At 60.4% G+C, this 18,539-nt stretch carries 15 protein-coding genes; 7 read left to right on the top strand and 8 right to left on the bottom strand.

Annotation, left to right across the window (positions count from 1 at the left end):
- Positions 1-5: 5 nt before the first annotated feature.
- The 4 genes from QN315_RS05440 to QN315_RS05425 all read right to left on the bottom strand — a co-directional run bounded on the left by QN315_RS05440 (position 6) and on the right by QN315_RS05425 (position 6,454).
- Positions 6-1,001 carry an ABC transporter substrate-binding protein gene (locus QN315_RS05440; RefSeq protein WP_323991944.1) on the bottom strand — a complete coding sequence of 332 codons (996 nt, stop codon included), beginning with the start codon at positions 999-1,001 and terminating at the stop codon, positions 6-8.
- Between the two features lie 14 nt (positions 1,002-1,015).
- On the bottom strand, positions 1,016-1,810 hold the full coding sequence (locus QN315_RS05435) for a class II aldolase/adducin family protein (protein WP_323991942.1): 795 nt from the start codon (positions 1,808-1,810) through the stop codon (positions 1,016-1,018).
- 124 nt (positions 1,811-1,934) lie between these two features.
- On the bottom strand, positions 1,935-4,109 hold the full coding sequence (locus tag QN315_RS05430; RefSeq protein WP_323991940.1) for a TonB-dependent siderophore receptor: 2,175 nt from the start codon (positions 4,107-4,109) through the stop codon (positions 1,935-1,937).
- A 17-nt stretch (positions 4,110-4,126) separates the two neighbouring features.
- Positions 4,127-6,454 carry a TonB-dependent receptor gene (locus QN315_RS05425; protein WP_323991938.1) on the bottom strand — a complete coding sequence of 776 codons (2,328 nt, stop codon included), beginning with the start codon at positions 6,452-6,454 and terminating at the stop codon, positions 4,127-4,129.
- A 528-nt stretch (positions 6,455-6,982) separates the two neighbouring features.
- Between QN315_RS05425 and QN315_RS05420 the strand changes: the two genes are divergently transcribed.
- Positions 6,983-7,603: a TetR/AcrR family transcriptional regulator gene (locus QN315_RS05420; RefSeq protein ID WP_323991936.1), complete on the top strand. Its 621-nt coding sequence runs from the start codon at positions 6,983-6,985 to the stop codon at positions 7,601-7,603.
- 28 nt (positions 7,604-7,631) lie between these two features.
- On the opposite strand, the gene QN315_RS05415 is transcribed toward QN315_RS05420, so the two are convergent.
- Entirely contained in the window at positions 7,632-8,219 is a 588-nt protein-coding gene (locus QN315_RS05415) for a MucR family transcriptional regulator (protein ID WP_323993270.1), read from the bottom strand.
- Between the two features lie 507 nt (positions 8,220-8,726).
- The gene (locus QN315_RS05410; protein WP_323991934.1) at positions 8,727-9,593 is read right to left on the bottom strand and encodes a LysR family transcriptional regulator; all 867 of its coding nucleotides are present in this window, start codon (positions 9,591-9,593) and stop codon (positions 8,727-8,729) included.
- A gap of 515 nt (positions 9,594-10,108) precedes the next feature.
- Here QN315_RS05410 and QN315_RS05405 point away from each other — a divergent pair.
- The 3 genes from QN315_RS05405 to QN315_RS05395 all read left to right on the top strand — a co-directional run bounded on the left by QN315_RS05405 (position 10,109) and on the right by QN315_RS05395 (position 12,682).
- Positions 10,109-10,966 carry a 2OG-Fe dioxygenase family protein gene (locus tag QN315_RS05405; RefSeq protein WP_323991932.1) on the top strand — a complete coding sequence of 286 codons (858 nt, stop codon included), beginning with the start codon at positions 10,109-10,111 and terminating at the stop codon, positions 10,964-10,966.
- 17 nt (positions 10,967-10,983) lie between these two features.
- The gene (locus QN315_RS05400; protein ID WP_323991930.1) at positions 10,984-11,865 is read left to right on the top strand and encodes a DMT family transporter; all 882 of its coding nucleotides are present in this window, start codon (positions 10,984-10,986) and stop codon (positions 11,863-11,865) included.
- 343 nt (positions 11,866-12,208) lie between these two features.
- The gene (locus tag QN315_RS05395) at positions 12,209-12,682 is read left to right on the top strand and encodes a helix-turn-helix domain-containing protein (RefSeq protein ID WP_323991928.1); all 474 of its coding nucleotides are present in this window, start codon (positions 12,209-12,211) and stop codon (positions 12,680-12,682) included.
- Positions 12,683-12,927: 245 nt separating this feature from the next.
- On the opposite strand, the gene QN315_RS05390 is transcribed toward QN315_RS05395, so the two are convergent.
- Positions 12,928-13,719: an NAD(P)H-dependent oxidoreductase gene (locus tag QN315_RS05390; RefSeq protein WP_323991926.1), complete on the bottom strand. Its 792-nt coding sequence runs from the start codon at positions 13,717-13,719 to the stop codon at positions 12,928-12,930.
- Between the two features lie 100 nt (positions 13,720-13,819).
- On the opposite strand from QN315_RS05390, the gene QN315_RS05385 reads away from it, so the two are divergent.
- Positions 13,820-14,737, top strand: a complete 918-nt coding sequence (locus QN315_RS05385; protein WP_323991924.1) for a LysR family transcriptional regulator — start codon at positions 13,820-13,822, stop codon at positions 14,735-14,737.
- Between the two features lie 121 nt (positions 14,738-14,858).
- The gene (locus QN315_RS05380) at positions 14,859-15,638 is read left to right on the top strand and encodes an FCD domain-containing protein (RefSeq protein WP_323991922.1); all 780 of its coding nucleotides are present in this window, start codon (positions 14,859-14,861) and stop codon (positions 15,636-15,638) included.
- Positions 15,639-15,645: 7 nt separating this feature from the next.
- Here QN315_RS05380 and QN315_RS05375 read toward each other — a convergent pair whose 3' ends face one another.
- The gene (locus QN315_RS05375) at positions 15,646-16,611 is read right to left on the bottom strand and encodes a LysR family transcriptional regulator (protein WP_176639096.1); all 966 of its coding nucleotides are present in this window, start codon (positions 16,609-16,611) and stop codon (positions 15,646-15,648) included.
- A 250-nt stretch (positions 16,612-16,861) separates the two neighbouring features.
- Between QN315_RS05375 and QN315_RS05370 the strand changes: the two genes are divergently transcribed.
- Positions 16,862-18,529, top strand: a complete 1,668-nt coding sequence (locus QN315_RS05370) for an MFS transporter (RefSeq protein ID WP_323991921.1) — start codon at positions 16,862-16,864, stop codon at positions 18,527-18,529.
- Positions 18,530-18,539: the final 10 nt, after the last annotated feature.

Raw genomic sequence — 18,539 nt, 5'->3', positions numbered from 1 at the left:
CTGGGCTATGTCGTCAGGAGCCTTGCCAGAGCCGGCGAGAAGATGGAATCGACCCGCGTGCCGGCGGGCAGCACGCCGGCGTGGACGAAGGTGTCTGCGACGGATTGAGCGCTGGAAATGTCGGCGTCTGTCCAGGCACGGGTTCCGTAGGGGCGATTCTGCCCTTGCAAATAGGCCAGGACGGCCGGTTCGGGCACCTGGATCACGGGCGCCACCGTTTGCGCCCAGCGCGGCTTGTCGGCGGTAAGGATGGCATAGGCACGGCCCAGACGGCGGATATAATCGGCCGAGGCATAGCGGAAGGCAGGGTCGTCCAACCGGCGCGGATTGACGCCGATGAAATAATGGCCCGACAGGATGTCCCGGGCACTTTCCAGGATCCGCGCGGTGCCGTCGGCCTCCAGCGTCTGGATGGCATAGCCGTAGGTCGCCCACGCGTCGAGGCTGCCCGCCTTCATCGCCGTCAGACCTTCGCTCATCCCCAATGCGATGGGATGGATGTCCGCAAAGCTCATGCCGTGCTGTGCGAGCATGCGGATCAGGAAATAATGGGCGGTGGTCGCCTTGATGTAGCCCACGCGCCGGCCGCGCAGATCCGCGACCGAATGGTAGGGGCTATGCAGCGGGGTCAGCACCGCCTGGTCGGTGGTCGGGCCGTCCAGTGTCGCGACGATGGCGACCCGCGAACCGGATGCGGCCGCGAAGACCATCGGGATCTCGCTCCAGCCACCCAGATCGATCGCATCGGCATTGATCGCCTGGGCGATCAGGTTGCCGGAATTGAATTCGCTGAACTGGACCCGATACGGGAAGTCGGCCTGTCCCGCCGCAGGCAGGAGGGTATTGTCCTGCCCGCGAAAGGTCGCCACGCGCAGCGTGACGTGCGACAGGTCCGGGGCGTCGGCGGCATGCGGTAACGACGGAAGCGCCATGGCGAAGGCGCTGCCACTGAACAGACGCGTAAACTGACGTCGCGTGGGCCGGTACGGGCTATGGGACATGATGGGGTCCTTAATTAACTATCGAAACCCGGTGCGTGGCGCGCCACGCGGCGCAGCGCGGCCTCCCAGATCAGATCGTCCAGGTCCCGTTTGCCCTCGACCGGTTGCCGGTTGCGGTCGATTTGCCGGCGCACCGTATCCTGCGCAGCCTGAGGCGCCAAAAGCACATTGTCCCGGCCGATGGACAGGGTCCGGACCTGCGCCGTGCAGGCGGTTTCGAGTTGATAGATCCGTCGCCACGCCCGGCCCGGGCTGTGGCCGAGGGCGAGCGTGCCGTGATTGCGCAGCAGCATGAAATGCCCATCGCCCAGATCGGCGATCAGACGTTCCCGTTCGTCGAGATCGAGGGCGATGCCTTCGTAATCATGGTAGCGCAGAGATGGAATGACCGTCAGCGCGCGCTGGTTGAGCGGCAGCAGTCCCTCGGCATGGGCCGAGACGGCCATCCCGTCCGCCGTATGGAAATGGATAATGAAATGGGCGTCGGGACGCGCGGCATGGATGGCCGAATGGATGACGAAGCCTGCGTAATTGATGCCGTATTCACCGGGTTCGACGATTGTGCCGTCCAGGTCGACCTTGACCAGGCTGGATGCCGTGACTTCCTCGAACAGAAGGCCGAAGGGATTGATCAGGAAATGATGCTGGAATCCGGGAAGACGCGCCGAGATATGGGTCGCCACCAGATCGTCCCAGCCATGCAGGGCAGCCAGACGATAAAGTGCTGCCAGATCGACACGCAGGGCCCATTCGCTATCGGAAATACCGTTGACCGGCGCAGACGAGGCGGGACGGGAAAGAGCGGTCATCGGAGCCTCCTGATCATGCCTGGGCATGATCATTCTAAATGCCGGGCCGATGGACACGAGTGAGAAAAGATCATGATTCTATCGATTTTTTCTCGACAATATAATGGCCGTTTGCCCAGACGGGTCAGAGATCCAGCCGCGCGCTAAGCGTGACCGTACGGGGCGCCCCCGGGAAAAGCTGCAGCGCGCCCCGGCTGACCCAGTAGCGCTCGTTGCCGATATTCTCGACCGCCGCCCGGAAGGTCAGTCTATGCCGGTCGGCGTGCGTGACATACTGGGCGCCGACCGTACCCAAAATATAGGATTGCAGCCGGAAACTATTCGACGGATTCAGCCATCCGGCGGATACGTAGTTCATGCCGCCATGGATACTTAGGCCCTTCATCCAGGGGATTGTGTAGTCCGCGGCGACATTCGCCTCGAATGGCGAGGTGGATTCGGCTTGCTTGCCGTTATAGGGCGTGCCTGCGCCATAGCGTGCATCCAGATAGGTCAGACTGCCCGTCAATTGAAGGTTGCGTGTCGCCTGGGCCGTTCCGCCGGCTTCCACCCCCTGGTAGCGGACAAGCCCCCCCTGCTGTTGCACATTGTTGGAATCGACATAAGCTGCGATGGTGTCGAGCCGGTAGAGCGCCAGCGTGCCGCTCCAACGGGTTTTCTGCACCTTCACGCCCAGTTCGTATTCCTGGCTGCGCATGGGGGCGAAGACCTGGTACGCATTTTTCGCCGTCGCGGCAGCCTGGGTGCCGGACTGCATGGCTTCGACATAGCTGAAATAGGCGTTGATATCCGCTGCGGGCTTGTAGGAGAGCGAGACGACGGGGGTCACGGGGTTATTCTGCCGGGCGGCCGTCCGCCGCCCGCTGCCGTCGGTCGCGTAATCGTTTTCGATATAGTCTGTGTAGCGTGCGCCGGCCAGAAGGGACCAGCGATGCCATGTGATGGTATCGCTCCAGAACGGCGCGACCTGCGTGTAATCGACGTAGTTGTAGAGCTTCGGATTGTAGAAATGCGCGTTGGTGCTGGTCGGCCGCGTGGTGAAGATGTTGCCGTATTGATAGGGCTGGTAATAGGCCGCGTTGGCGTCGGCGTCGAATTTCTGATACAGCCACATGATGCCGGCGACAACGTCATGGCGCAGCGGTCCGGTTTCGAAACGCCCTTCGGTGGTCTGCTGTACCTCGTGATAGGTGAAGACTCGCGTCATCTGGAACGGGCGGTTCAGGTAGTCGCCCTGATTGTCCAGAAAGGTAATGGCGTTCGAGGGAAACCGTTCGTCCAGGTGCGAATACGCATAGGCCAGGCGGGCCGTCCAGCGTGGCGCGAACTGCCAGTCGAAGCCGGTGTTGAAATGCTTGAGGTCATTGCGTTTCCATGAATCCGGCGCGCCAAGCTCGGCCCGGCCGCTGATCGGGGTCAGCGATGTCAGGCCGCTGCTCACGCTCACCCCATTGACCATGCCGGTTTGTAGAGTGTTAAGGTAGAAACTATCGAAATTCCAGTCGAGCGCGTCGGTGATCTGCACCTTCAGCGCGCCTGATATCGATGTGGAGCGGATGTAGCTGCCATTGTACTGGTTGCCGACCTCGTTGGCGGCTACGAAGCGATAGATTATCCGATCCGACGGTCCGATCGGGCCGCCGGCATCCAGGCTCTGGCGAAACGCGGCATCGGACCGATAGCCGGCCTCGACCCCCAGTTGCGGCGCATCGACCGGCTTTTTTAACTGGAAATCCAGGACTGCGCCGGGCGATCCGAACCCGTAGAGGAAGGCCGACGCGCCCTTCGTCAACTGGAACTGGCCGAAATTGGCCATCGGCAGGTCGATGAACCAGTACGGAATGGCGAAACCGTCGATCTTGTACCCGTTGGTCCAGTCCAGGTCGAGGCCGCGGACTCGAAAGCTGGCGCCCGACGCGGTCGATCCGCCGTTCGAATTTTCCTGCACGCCCGGCTCGGCGCGGAAGACGTCGTTGATGTCCGCCGCCTGCATCTGCTCGACCTTCGCAGCCGACACCACGCTCAGCGAAAACGGCGTGTCGAATTCCGAACGCGATCCCAATGCGCCCATCGCGGCATGCGCCGCCAGGCGCGGGCGATGCGGGTCGGCGTGAACCGTGATCGCCTCGGGTGTCGCCTGGGCGCCGGCCGCCGTCGGCGCGGCTGGCCGGGCCGGGGCTGTCGTCGCCTTGCGCGTCGCAGGCTCCGCCGCGTAGGCGGCCTGGCCCGCATGGTTCAGAAGCATGAGCATCGTGGTGACGGCGCTGGCGCTTGTCGCCAGGGGAAAAAACCGTTTCATTGATCTTCTGCGCCGGATCAGAATGTCAGCTTCGCAGACACGAAGACCGTGCGCGGGTCCGAAAAATAGGCCCCTTCATAAATGGGTTTGCCGCCGGACTGGAAAAGCGTCTCGCTTTGCAGATAGCGGTGATCCAGCAGGTTGCGCCCCATCGCCTGAATGGTCCAGCGTTTGTCCGGGCTGGTCCAGCCGGCCATGGCGTTGACATAGGTCTGCGGCGGGATGCGCGTCTGCGGGTTGATGGCCGAACTGACATAAGCTGCCGACTGGAAGGACACGTCGGCGCCGATCTCGAAACGTCCAGGCAGATCGAGCGGGATATGATAGGTCAGCGCCCCCATCGTCTGGAATCGTGGGGAATAGGGAAGCGGCGCGCCGGCATAGGGCGTGTTGTTGTATATCTGTCCGCTGGCCAGAATCGTCCTGCTGACGATCCCGTTGAATGTGTCGAGTACGGCGTAAAGGTAGGATGCGGTATAGCGCAGGGAAAGGTCTGGTGTGATCTGTGCCGTGGTTTCGATTTCGGCGCCGGCGGAATGTCCCGTGCCGGCGTTGAAGCGATGTGACAGCCCGTTCGACGGGTCGGTGACGGTCAACTGGATATCGTCGAACTGATTCCAGAACAACGCGCCGTTGACGCGTACGCGACCGGGAATTGGATCCGTCTTGACGCCGATTTCGTACGTCGTCACGATTTCGGGATTATACGGCGTGGTCGCCTGAAGGCTGCCCAGCGCGGTCGGCGTCTGGGCGCGGAAATCGAATCCACCCGACTTTCCGCCTTGCGAAATCGATAGATAGGTCATCACGTTCGGCAGGGCCTGCCAGTTCAGAACACCTTTGGGAAGCAGTTGGACCCAGTTATCGCGCGCTGCGACCCGCCAGGCCAGCGAACTGGGTGCCCCCCAGTTGAGGGCCGCCAGCGCGGCGGCGGGGCCGGCCAGATGATTGCCGGGCTCCAGATAATACAGCGATTCGGCATTGTCGTGATCTTCCCAGTTGAAGCGTAGTCCCGCCGTAAATGTCAGTTTCGGTGCGATGTGGTAACTGACGTCGCCATAGACGGCCCAGTTGCGATTGATTTGGTTGATGATGGCCAGTACCGGTTGCGTCAGCACGTTGGGGGCGGTGTTGTAACTGGTGGCGTTATTGGCCCAACGCTGTGTGAACCAGTTTTCGTACATGAAATACGCGCCGGCACTGAAGGTCAGTTTTGAATATTCGCCATGCAGGCGCAGCTCTTGCGAATACATGCGGTCGCGGTAATACAGGTTCTGGCTGGCGCGGGAATAATAGTCTCCATAGTTATCGTACATGCCCTTGTCGTCGTAGCCGCGTATCCCGGTTGTCGCGTAAAGGACTAGGTGCGGCGAAAGGGCATAGCGAATGTTTCCCGTAAATCCGGCCTCGCTGTAGTTGTTTTTGGGAAAGGCCCGATTGTAGTTTCCGTAGATATAGGGATTGAGCAGATTGCCGACCCCGCGGTTCGTGCCGCCATCCACCGTGCCGTCGAAGGCCAGCGTGATGTCCAGGGCGTCGTTGGGCGTAAAACGCAGCTTCCCCCGCGCCTGTGTGTAGTCGATCGTGTTCGTGTCCTTGCCGACCGTATAATTATGGTCGATCCCGCCGCGGGCATGGCGTCCGAACACGATGCTCGCATAGACCTTGTCGCGGACGATCGCGCCGCTGGCCAGCGCGCCGATCTGATATTCGTTATAGGTGCCATAGCCCGTCTGAAGGACGGCATGGCGCTGATTGGTCGGTGTCAGCGTATTGATCCTGATGCCGCCGCCTTCGGATTGATGTCCGGCAAAGACGACCGGGCCGCGATCGACCTCGATGTCCCCCACGTCGAGAAGCTCCTGCATGGTGCCCATGTTGCGCGGCAGATAGACGCCGTCGATATAGGTGCCGACCGACGGCTCCCCCTGGGGGTCGATTTCACCGATGCCGCGAATGAAGTAGTTGTTGACCGAATATCCGGGCATGCTGTTGGGCACATACAGGTTCGGCGTCAGGCGAGCTAGTTGCCGGGTGTTCTGCACGCCAAGCCGTTCCAGTGTCTGGTCCGTCAGGAGCGAAGTGGACGAGGGCGTTTTCTGCAATTCCTTCGTGCGCCGCGCGCTCCGCGACAGGCCTGTGACCGATACGGTTTCGGCGGCCTGCGCCCGCGCCTTCCCCGGCGGGTGCTTGCGCGCGCCGCCCATGGACGTTGGAGAAGACGGATGTACGGACGTCGCGTCTTGTTTCTGCGACCGCGCCCCCTGTGGTGCCGCGTTCGCCCTGTGTCCCGCGATCGTCAGCAGGATGGCGCAGCATACCGCCCCCATGAGTTCGGGATACATGCTGGAGACATTTTTAGGGCAGGGGGAATTGCCGGCTGACGACATCACGTGTCCTAAGCGTTTTATTGACGCGAATTGAGGTTCGAAATCACTTAATTAAATTATATTCAGTCCCGCGAGGGCACCGCAACCGGGCGTTTCATGACTTATTGAAAACGATCCCATAAGAAATATTAAAATGATTTATTTGGTTTATATTGCTCTCTTGTTGTCTGTCGTGAATTTCTGGGTTCAAAGGGTTACTCTCGCCCTGCGAAGTCGATGGCTTGGCTGCGGGTCTTGAGGGACCGCAGTTCCAGACTTGCTTCATGCTGTCGTGATGCGTGGCGCGACGGGGTAACCCGGCGTCAGCGGGCGCACCCGTTGGAAACCATGCTGCCTTCGCACGACGGTAATGACAGGTTTACGACATTTTACTTGAGGGTCCCTCGGGACTGTGGCTTCATCCCTTTCCAGACCGGGCGATGGAGGAGAGGTTCTCACCTTGCGCGGTGACAAGCCGCCGCCGAGAATGTGAGGTCTTTTGACGTGCTACAGTCCCAGGTTGCGATCCGCCGCCGGCGTCCGGATAATTATGCGCTGCTCCTCGACACGGCTGACACATTGTTCGCGCGATCGGGCTTTCATGAGGTCAGCGTCGAGGACATCGCTCGGGAAGCCAAGGTGACCAAATCGACGCTCTACCGCCATTTTGGCGGCAAGGAAAACCTGGTGACGGAGGTTTTGGAAAACCGTATCGTACAGATCGAGGCGTCGCTGGCGGCGGCCGTCAACGCGCGACAGGACCCGCGCGATCGCCTGAAGGCCGTGTTCGATTGGCACACGGCGTGGTTCGCTCAACCGGACTTCGCCGGCTGCATGTTCCCCCTCGCTGCCAGGGAGTACAAGGGCGAGCATCCTGAAATCATTCGGCTGTCCGAAGTGCAGAAGCTCAGTCTCCGCAATGCCGTGCGCGCGTTGGTCGAGGCGATCGGCGTGCCGGAGACCCGCTCGGAGCACCTGGCGCGCCAGATCATCTGCCTTCTGGACGGGGCAGTCGTTTCGGCTCAGCTTCTGGGTGAGAAGGATGCGGCGGACATTGCGTGGAACATGGCCGAAACTGCGCTCTCTGCCGAGCTCGTGCCGTCACGGAGCACCACGGGGCGGTAGCTGCAGTTTACGATGGCTGACTGTGCCGTCAGGACACCTTCAATGCGCGCAGGAGGCTGTATTCGTCCTGCTGCGGACGTTGCCGTGCGGTTCTTCCGATAGATCCGTAATCGGTCGCTTCGGCAACCCGGGATTCTTCCGGGGGTACCGATGCAACGGGTGCAGCGATTGACGAGCGCCGGCCAAGTCCGATAGCCTGCGCCACCTCGCGGCGGCGGGCAGCGAAGTTCGGCGCCACCGTGGGATATTCTTCGGGAAGCCCCCATTTCGCCCTGTAGGCGGCGAGCGTCATGCCGAAGGCCGACATCAGATGGCGTTTAAGGGATTTGAGCTTCCTCCCGTCCTCGAGGCAGATAATGTAATCCGGAAAGACCGAGGCTTGGATCGGTACTGCCGGAACGGGCGCATCCGACCCTTCGGGCCGCGCGCTCGCGGATGCGGAGATCGTGGGCTCCCAGGCGGCCTGCGGCCTGGCCGGTCGCTCTTTGTCCGTCGCGGTATCATATTCCTGCGGTGAAACGGCGGGGATCGGCTCAGCCTGTCGTGTCGGGATTGATGCGTACACCCGCTGGATGAATTCCGGGACCTTGTCGGTCTCGATTTTCGTTGTTGCCATATGGGCGGTGACGATTTGGGTCATCGCATTCAGGCGCGCAAGAAAGACGGCGTCGTCGTTGCTCAATGATGAACGTCCTTGCCCATTAAACGCAAAAACCGACAATGGCACGGATCTCGCTACCGGCCGTTCGACGGTGCTCCCGTGACATTCCAAGCATGTTCTTCCATCGTCCAGCAAGTATGGCACGCCGATGTGACGGCGCATGGCCGGATGCCGCGGCATCGCGGTGCTTGACGGTACTTGATGGCCTGCTCGGCGCCGAGATCCGCAACAGTGCGCCGCATATATGCATGCCGCCCATGCGAGATCCGATACCGACACGCCCGAGCACTTCGCCCTGGGCATGTTCGTGTTTTGTCCTCACGTCGCTTTCAAAATGCGCCGTGCATCTCGCCGGGCACGTCCTGGCACTGGGCAGTGAACAGGGCGAGCAACGCGTCCTGGCGCGCTTTTATTTCATGCATTCGCTCTCAGCCTGAAAATGGCTCTCCTCTTCCCGGAGCCTTACGCCGCTTGTCGAAACGCCAGGAACCGCATTCGAATCGAGCGGGCAAGCTCGGTTGCGGCTGGCGACATGGTTTGTCCTGCCAGGTGGAGCGTAATTGCGAAGGATCCCAGATCGGGTAGGTTCGCCTCCGTCAGGATCCCAAGATCTGCCGGAACGGTAGAGAGCAACCATGGGGTTACGGCCAGATCCGCACGGACCGTTGTTGCCGCGGCCTCGATACTGCCGGTTTCAAAGGCGCTTCGCCAAGGCACATCACTTCTATGCAGGGCGTCCAGCATGACGGGCCGAAAGGCGCAGGTGGGCGACACCATAGAGACGGGGAGGGGGCGGCGGCGGAAGGCTTGGCCGTCTCGGGCACCCACCCAGACCAGCCTGTCCACAGTCAGGCATTCTCCTGTCTCCTGTCCTGCCGGCTCCTCGATGACGGCGAGGTCCAATTCTCCTCTCCTGAGACAATCTTTCAGGTCAGGAGATGCGGAGCAGGCTAGGGACAACTCGACCTGGGGATAAGTTTCGGAAAACGACTTCAGGATGGGTGCGATGCTGGTACCTATAAGGTCAGGGGGCACGCCGAAACGCACCGTTCCCTTGAGGGCATGCTCATCCAAATCGCTCCAGATCTCATCGTTGAGGGCAAGAAGGTATCGGGCCTTGCCCAGCAGCCGTTCTCCCGCCGGCGTGAGTCTCAGACCGCCACGCGCACGCTCAAACAGAGGCCGCCCCAATTGGTCCTCCAATCGCCGGACATGCTGGCTGACGGCTCCCTGCGTCAAATGTAGCTTGTTCGCCGCGCTCGTCATGCTGGCATGGTCCGCCACGGTGACGAAGGTGCGAATCAGCAGAAGGTCGAGCGTACGTATCATTCTGCTATCATGATTCCTAATGCAACCCACGTCAAATTATCGTTTCTCTAATTTTTCGATACATCATACGAATTGGGATATTGGGAAAGGGATATCGTGGAGTTCCCGGCGGTTGAACGGCGTTGATCAGTTGGCTGGACCGTCGACGCAGCCTCTCCCGGAAATGGCCGCGTTGGGGTTTCAGCGTGACGTGCAGGGCGCAACCCATGTTGCAGCACGAGGGGTCGCGTGCACATTGCCCGTATTGCGAATGGTCTGGGAGCTATATCCGTTCACATTGGTTCATGGACACGGGGTTCATGGACATGGCTCGCGTGTTTCAACGAGCATCCTTGTCTGATCAGATGATTCTATCTGATCGGATAAAGATGTTCTAGTCTCGTTGTGTCGCCTCATTTTTTTAATGATGATGGAGAAAAATTTTGGGCATGCATCAAATGAGATTGAACGGATTACTGCGTGACATACATGAATCTTATCTGAAGGACCGTTTTGTTACTATTGACGGTCGTGACATGATTCGCATTCTCGAAGAATTTGGTGTCAGGGATAAAGATTTCGATGCCCTGAAAACGGTGGGCGATCATTTGGCCCCGGACCCGACACTTCCTTTTCGTGAAACAAACGGCGCGCGCTTCTGCCTCGATTCAGATCAAGGCAGTATAAGCCGGCTTGAGTTTCAGCCGTTCGTTCTTTCGGTGAAGGAAGATTTCGTTCGCCATGATTCCGGAAAGTTGCGAAGATTTCGAGGGATTGGAGACAATCTTCAGCTAAATAAAGCTTTCCATGCCCTTCTGTTCTTCAAGTATTTTATTATCCGCGATGTATATGTCTCGCCGCGACCAAATTTGGACATGTCCTCTGCAAAATGGGTTTCGACTGTTTTCCCCACGCGAACGATCACGACACCCGACGTGCTGGGGGAGCCTGCGCTCGAAGGAGTTCATAGCGACGGCGTTGACCATACTATGACCTCTCTGTTGGGAAGTCATAATATGACGGATGACAGTGCCGAGACCTTTATACACGATATGCGCGAGGATAATGCGAAACGATGGAATGAAACAAATCCTGCTTTCCTGCGCGGGAAATTTCAGCACAAGAAATTTCTGGATACCGTCCTGATCGTCGATCACGAAAGAAAGCACAGTCTTTCTCCGGTGCGTGCTGTCGATCCCAGGTTGCGGGCCACGCGGGACGTAATCATTTTCTTTACGCGTAAACCGGCGACAAAGGGACATATCTCGTACCCCTACGATTCATTTAATCCTCATTTAGAATTTCCTCTGAATCTCAATATTCCAAATCCTCCGACAGTTGCCCCGACCGTCGCTCTTGCCGACACGAAAAAAGTCGCAATGGCTGATGCATAGAGTAAAGGAAAAGGGTTATGCGATCCCCAGCCCTTCAACTTGCCGTCGCAATGGCATTGTCAGGAACGATTGGTGTCTGCGTCGTCCAAAGCACGCTTGATCCGATCAATTTCGTATTCTGGCGTTGTGTGTTCGGTGCTATATCCATCGGCATTTGGTGCCTGATTCATGGTTTGTTTTTTCATTTTCATACGCGCGGTATCATTGCAGCCGTGGCATGCGGCGCACTTATAGTATGCTCCTGGATTTTATTTTTTACCGCCTATGGTCTGACGTCAATTGCAACAGCGACAATAGTTTATCATATTCAACCTTTTTTTGTTATTATCGCTGGTGCTTTTTTCTTCAAGGAAAAAATAACGCGCTTGCAAATCTTGTGGATCGTGGCGGCTTTTATCGGTGTGGCCCTGTCCAGCGGGTTTCTCTCCAAAGGAATGCCTGCCGGGGATCACGCCCTGATCGGAGTGATGCTTGCGTTACTGGCCGCCGCTGCCTACGCGCTCATCACTCTCGTGACCAAGAGCATCCGCAATCAGTGTGCAGAAATCACGACATTCTGGCAATTGATAGCTGGTGCCGCACTTTTGGCGCCGTTCGCGCGCTATAGTCATCTACCCGGTTGGGCGGCGTGGGGATGGGTTATTGGTGCCGGTGTGATCCTTACAGGCCTATGTTACGCGTTAATGTTTAATGCTTACCCGCATCTGAGTACGGCAACAATCAGTTCCTTGACGTTTATATACCCGCTCGTGGCGATTCTTTGTGATAATCTGGTTTATGGTCATCGCTTGACAGTCGTCCAATATATCGGAGCGACATTGATCGCTGTTTCGACCCTGGGAGCGAGATTTGGATGGGGCATGCCCCGCGTCGTGACCCGGTTGGCGAGAGTACAATGAGGTTCTTCGGACGCAAGCTGAACATTCCCATGGCACAGTGACTGAAATACTCGATGGTAAAAATTGTTCGCTTACCGCGAAAAACGAATAAATTTTTCCATGGTTATTTTGATGTTTCCAAACCGTCGAGAGATCGTTGTTTTTCATGAGATTTCCATAGATGCCTGCGGCGCTATTCGTCGTGCCTCATAATTGAATTCGTGCGCGCATCCTATGGCGATTTCCAGTGCGTGTTGGTATCCGCTGTTCCCCTGTCTCATGCAATCTGCATGACGAATGATCGACTATCATGCAACCATAGAGTGTGGTATCGAATGGATGTGTTGCCCCGGAGGACTGCCCGATGGATCATAAACGCACACATGGCGAGCTGCCCGGCTATTATGTCGAAGTGGCGCTGGATCGGATCAGCGGCAAATGGAAGGGGCTCATTCTCTACGCGTTGATGACGCGGGGCCCCTTGCGCTTTAACGACCTCCGCCGGTGCCTGCCAAAAATCACCCACCGCGTACTGACGCTCCAGTTGCGCGACATGGAAGACGCCGGGTTGATAGGCAGGGACGTCCAAATGACCACCCAGATGCGGGTCACGTATGCCCTGACGAAATATGGCGAAGCCCTGCACCCGGTCATTATCGCGCTGGAGGCATGGGGGGCATGTGGAACTGGTCCAACTGGTCCATCACATGGACATGTCGATCCTTCCGCCGAACTGCAAGATGGTCCGCTTCGGGAGGGTTCGCCGAGCCGGCAAACGATGCGATCCGTTCGAAGCCGTTCGGCAAGCGAAGCTGTTGAGGCAATAGCTTCGTCCTGATGAATACGAAACGGGCTCGGTGACCTTGCATAACTGGCGAATGTCAGGCCGCAGGGAGCGGCGCGGTCGTAGCCCGTTCTCCGACGTTGATATAAAAAATTGTTGCGTGCCGCGATAGATTGTGGCCTGCATCCAATCTCCGCGGCGTCGGAGCGGGCCGTAAGGCCCGCCCCACCACCAAGCCGAGATGGCTCGTTTTGAGCGTTTTATCGCTGACGTTTCGTCGGACGAATACGCTCCGTTCCTCAGTCGCGTTCGGGTGCGAGATGCACCTCGAAGCCCTTGACACCCGGCGGAACCAGCTCCGGCAGAACCTCCATGGTCGGAATCTGATAGTCGCCGTAATTCTGCCGGCGGTACGGGATCGGCCGGATTGTCTCCAGAGTGCGCATGCGCTCGCGCAGTTGGTCGGCGACTACGCCGAACTTCGCGTCGTCGAGGCGATCGACACGGTAGGCGACGAACGGCGGCAACACGGTAAAGCCGGGGTAGAACAGGATCCCATGGTTGATCGGGAACAGCAGGTCGTCGATCGGGCCGTTGATCCCGCGTTCGGAATAATGCTCGGGCCAGCCGCCGGCCGTGACGATCAGCATGGCACGCTTGCCTTCCATGACGCCTTCGCCATAGCGGTCGCCCCAGCGTTTGTCGCTATGCTCGCCGACGCCATAGGCGAAGCCCGAGGCATAGACGCGGTCGACCCAGCCTTTCAGGATGGCCGGCATGGCGAACCACCAGAGGGGGAACTGCAGGATGACCGTATCGGCCCAGCGCAGCTTTTCCTGCTCGGCCTTGACGTCCTCCGTCAGATCGCCCGCTGCGAAGCCGTCATGTGAGGCCTTCCAGACCTTCAGCGATGCGTCGGACGACAGGCCGGGAAAATCGTTGCGGTCCACCGTGGCCTTCCAGTGCATGGTGTAAAGATCCGAAACTTGGACCTTGTGCCCCTGTGCCTCCAGTTCGCGTACGGCGACGTCCAGCAACGCCCCGTTCAGGGATTGCCGTTCCGGATGAGCGAAAACGATCAGAACATTCATGGGCGCGTACCTCTTCTCCAGTCAGTTTGCACAGACCAGAAAATAGGCGATATGGTATCGTTGTCCCATATGGTCCAACCGGATAGGACTATGCCGAATTATGGAACAATCTGGCATCTCGCTCGACCGGATGCGCACATTCATGCGAATTGTAGAGAGGGGCAGTCTCTCCGCGGTGGCGCGCGAGACGGGCGCGGGTCAGTCCACCGTGACGCGCCATCTTCGGGAACTCGAGGACGCTTTGGGAGTGGCGCTTCTGCGCCGCACGACCCGCCGCGTGTCGCTCACCGAGGAAGGCACCCGCTATTATAACCATTGCCAGCAGGTCCTCTGCCTCATCGAGCAGGCCCGTCAGGAACTGCATGCGACAGGGACGTCGATGGCGGGATCGGTCCGGATTTCCTGCACGGCGGCGCTCGGCGTCCTGCATGTCGGTCGGTTCATCTTCGATTTCCAGGACGCCCAGCCGGACATCCGCATCGCGTTCAACCTGACGGACGACCGCGTCGATTTGGTGCAGGACGACGTCGATATCGCCATTCGTCTGGGTCCGCTGACGGACAGCGCCATGCGGCTGCGCTCCCTGGGCACCAGCGAGCGCGTGCTGGTCGCCGCGCCGGCGTGGGTCCAGCGGTTTGGAGCGCCACGCCTGCCTGCGGACCTTGCTGAACGCGACGGGGTTCGGCTTTCGCGCGTTCTGGGCTCAGACCGGTTGGTCCTGCAGGGCAAGGCCGGAAAGCCCGCCATTTTGCCGTTTCACGCGCGCCTGAACGTCGATCACGGACTGGCCCTGCGCGAGGCATTGCTGGCCGGGCGCGGCTACGGACCGGCCCATCTCTGGCTGGTCGAGGATTGCTTGGCCGACGGTCGCCTGATGCGCCTCCTGCCGTCATGGACGCTCACCCCCGTTCCCTTGAGCATGCTGATCGCGCCCGAGCGCGCGAACCTTGCCCGCGTCAGGCTGTGCGCCGATTTCTTGTCCGGCGGAATTATGCGGCTCCCCGGCATCCGCCGTTAGCCGCCGAGCCGCAAGCCCGTTGTGCGACCCGGGTGCGTGCCCGGCTTGATTGATAGTCCCGTCACCGTAATAATTATTAACCTATCGACAAGGAAACATCCGGCGATAGGATGACTGTGCCATGCCCCTGGATAAGATCATGCGACGTACTGAGACGCTTTCCCACGCCAGACGCCAGTCTCTGGTCGATTTCGCACTCGACGCCCTGCGCGAGCATATAGGTGCGGGTACATGGCCGGTCGGGAGCCGCATCCCCAACGAGGCCGAACTGGGGAACATGCTCCAGATCGGCCGAAATACCGTTCGCGAGGCTATCCGGGTGCTTTCTCATGCCGGCGTCCTGGAGGTCAGACAGGGTGACGGTACATATGTTCGATCGATCGAAGACCCCGCCGTCGTGATGCGCACGATCAGCCGGTCGAGCCTGCGCGACCACTTCGAGTTACGCGCGATGCTCGAAATCGAAGGCGCGCGACTCGCCGCGTCGCGCCGGTCGCCGCGAGATCTCAGGCGGATTGAAGGTGCATTGACGGCGCGGGGGGAGTGCAATGCCGCCGATAACGTGGATGCGTTCCTCAAATGCGATGCCGCCTTTCATCTGGCCATCGTCGAGGCAAGTCGAAACGGAGCGCTCATACAACTCTATCGCTATTTCCTGGGCATGGCCCAGGAGGCCGCACGGTCGGCCATGATCGAGCATGGTGTGGCCGAGCCCGGCCAGCCGCTGCACGCGCGCCTCTTCCGCGCGATCGAAGCAGGAGACGTGGCGCACGCCGCCCGTGCTGCGCGTGCGGTCCTGCGTCCTCTGATCGCCGCCTTCAGCCTGGTTGAGAAAAACGTGCCTTCCAATGGCCGCGGCCGCGCGCCGGACGCGGGCATGGAAGCAATAGATCTGCGCTGAGACGGGCTCAGGACGCTTTTCTTTCCGAGGAGCCCCCCGCGCGTTGCAAAGGGACCGGGCGCGGGGCCAGTACCTGCGCGACCTTGCGTCGCAGCCACTGGTGAAGCCGATCGGTATCATGCCGCGGGTGCCAGGCCTGGAATATCGAGACCGGCGGCAGTTCGAGCGGCAACGGAAATGCGTAGAGGCCGAGGCGCTCGAGCGTGGCGCCGTCCGCGACGATGTCCGGAAGCGGCAGAATCAGGTCGGTCCGCGACAGGCCCTGGAGCGCCGCATAGAAGGATGTCAGCAGGAGGGCCACGTTCCGTTCGAGCCCGTACTGGTCCGCCAGCACCTCATCGATCGGTCCGCGTCGCGCGCCTCGGCGCGAAACGGCGATATGGTCATAGGCCACCAGCGTGTGGGGCGTTATGTCGCCCAGCAGGATCGGGTGGCCGGCGCGGACGACGCCGCGAAAGTGGATTTCGAAAAGCGTCTGGCGCATGATCTCGGGGCGCAGGAAGGCGGTCGCCCCGATATAGAGGTCGACTCCGCCCTGGCGCAGGAAATCGCTGTCGTCGTTGCTCGATTCCGCTGTGAAGATGAGGGTGGTGTCCGGACAGTCGGCACGCAGGGCGCGCAGCAGAGCGTCCGCGAACGGACCGATCACGACGTCGGTGGCGCGGATGCGGAATATCGGTTTAAGCCCCGTGAAATCCAGGGCTTCGCGCGGACGATACAGATCGCCGATGGCCGAGAGGATCTGGCTGACGCGCGGCTGCATCTGCAGCGCGCGCGGCGTTGGCACCATATGTCGCCCCGACTGCACCAGAATCGCGTCATGGAAGGTCTCGCGCAGGCGCGCCAGGGTACGGCTCATTGTCGCGGCGCTGACATGCAGCCGCTGTGCCGCCCCCGTGACGCTCGATTCCTCTACGAGTACGTTCATCGCCTGCAGAAGATTGAGATCGTAGCCGCGCGCCACGTTTGCCATCAGGGTCTCCTTCGCCATACGGGCGGGCCTCCGACAAGCGCCACAAAATCCGAATCATAGGATGAATATGCGCGGCCCGGACCGTATCCTGGCCGAAGCTGGCAGAGACGCCGCCGTGTCGCAATCGGAATCTGATGGGGCAACCGTTTCAAATCTGCTTTCCAACGATTTCAGAATTGATGGTTCCCAAACATGGGACGTTTAATCGAAACTGTCGGCATGCCCGAACGATGTCGCCGCGAGGTGTCCCGTGGACCACGCCGATAACCTGACGCTGCCGTCACCAGTCGTTGCAGTGGAAACGCCCCGCGTGGGGCGCCCCGAGCCTCCGCCGCCTGCGCCGCCCAAGGCGCCGGTCTTCGGGCCGCGCCTGGCCACCGGGCTGATCGGCGTGCTGCTGGCGGTCCTGCTGGCGGGCTTCAACGAACATACCACCGAGGCCGGGCTGGCGGATATCAGGGGCGTGTTCCATCTGGGCCATGATGAAGGCACCTGGATCACTGCCCTGTTCGAGGCGTTCAACATCGCGGCGATGGCTTTCGCGCCCTGGTGCTCGGTGACGTTCTCGATCCGCCGCCTGACCGTCGTGATGACAGGCCTTGTGGGCGTACTGGGGATGGCGGCGCCCTTCATGCCGAACCTGGCGTCGCTGCTGGTGCTGCGCTGCCTGCAGGGGCTGGCCTGCGGCAGCCTGCCGCCCATGCTGATGACGGTGGCGCTGCGCTTCCTGCCGCCGAACATCAAGATCTACGGTCTGGGCGCCTATGCCCTGACCGCCACCTTCGGGCCGAACCTGGGCGGTTCGCCGCTGGCGGGATTCTGGTTCGAATATGTCGGCTGGCCGTTCCTGTTCTGGCAGATCGTCCCGCTGTGCCTTATCTCCATGATCTGCGTGGCCTGGGGGCTGCCCCAGGACCCGATCCGGCTGGAGCGTTTCCGCCAGTTCGACTGGCGCGGCCTGCTGACCGGCCTGCCCGCGATCTGCATGCTGGTGATCGGGCTGGAGCAGGGGGACCGGCTGGACTGGTTCCGCTCGCCGCTGATCACCCATCTGTTCTTCGGCGGCGGGTTCCTGTTCGCGCTGTTCATCATCAATGAATGGTTCCACCCGGTGCCGTTCTTCCGCATTCAGTTGCTCAAGCAGCGCAACGTGACGGATGCGCTGCTGACTCTGGCGGCCGTGCTGATACTGGGCGCGGTCACGATGGAGATTCCGACCGTCTATCTCGAGGAAATCCGCGGCTACCGTCCGATCCAGATCGCACCGGTCGCCCTGATCCTGGCGATCCCGCAACTGTTGGCGCTGCCGCTGGTCTCGGCCCTGTGCAACATCCGCCGGGTGGATTGCCGCCACGTGCTGATGGCTGGGCTGGCGATCCAGGGCCTGTCGTACTGGCTGGGCACCTGGGTCGACTCCGACTGGGTGCGCGAGAATTTCTATGCCGTGCAGTTGTTGCAGGTTGCCAGCGAGCCGATGATGGTCATCGCGATCCTGATGCTGGCGACGATGGGGCTCGGGCCGGCGGACGGGCCGTTCATTTCCGGCATGTTCAACATGACCAAGGGGTTGGCCAATGCCATCGCGGCGGGCGTGATCTCCGCTCTGCTGCGGCGGCGCGAGCAATATCATTCCACCATGCTGCTGGATACGTATGGCTACAACCACAACGCCCTGCAGCCCTGGGGCGACCCGGCGCAGGGCTTGCTGGCGCCGCATATCGCCGATCCCGTGCGGCTGGAATGGAACATGACGATCCTGATGCATGGGGCCGTATCGGAGCAGGCGCTGATCCTGGCCTGCGCGGATATCTATACGATCATGATCGGCGTCTGCGCCGCGCTGTTCGTCCTCAACATGATTCTGCCCCAGCGGGTCTATCCGCCGCGGGCGCCCTCGGCCAGCGCGCCGGCGCGCTGATTCGGGTCCG

This window comes from Nguyenibacter sp. L1 (assembly GCF_035199985.1).
In the GTDB taxonomy this organism is placed as follows: domain Bacteria; phylum Pseudomonadota; class Alphaproteobacteria; order Acetobacterales; family Acetobacteraceae; genus Gluconacetobacter; species Gluconacetobacter vanlangensis.
This window is presented reverse-complemented; position numbering and strand designations above follow the sequence as displayed.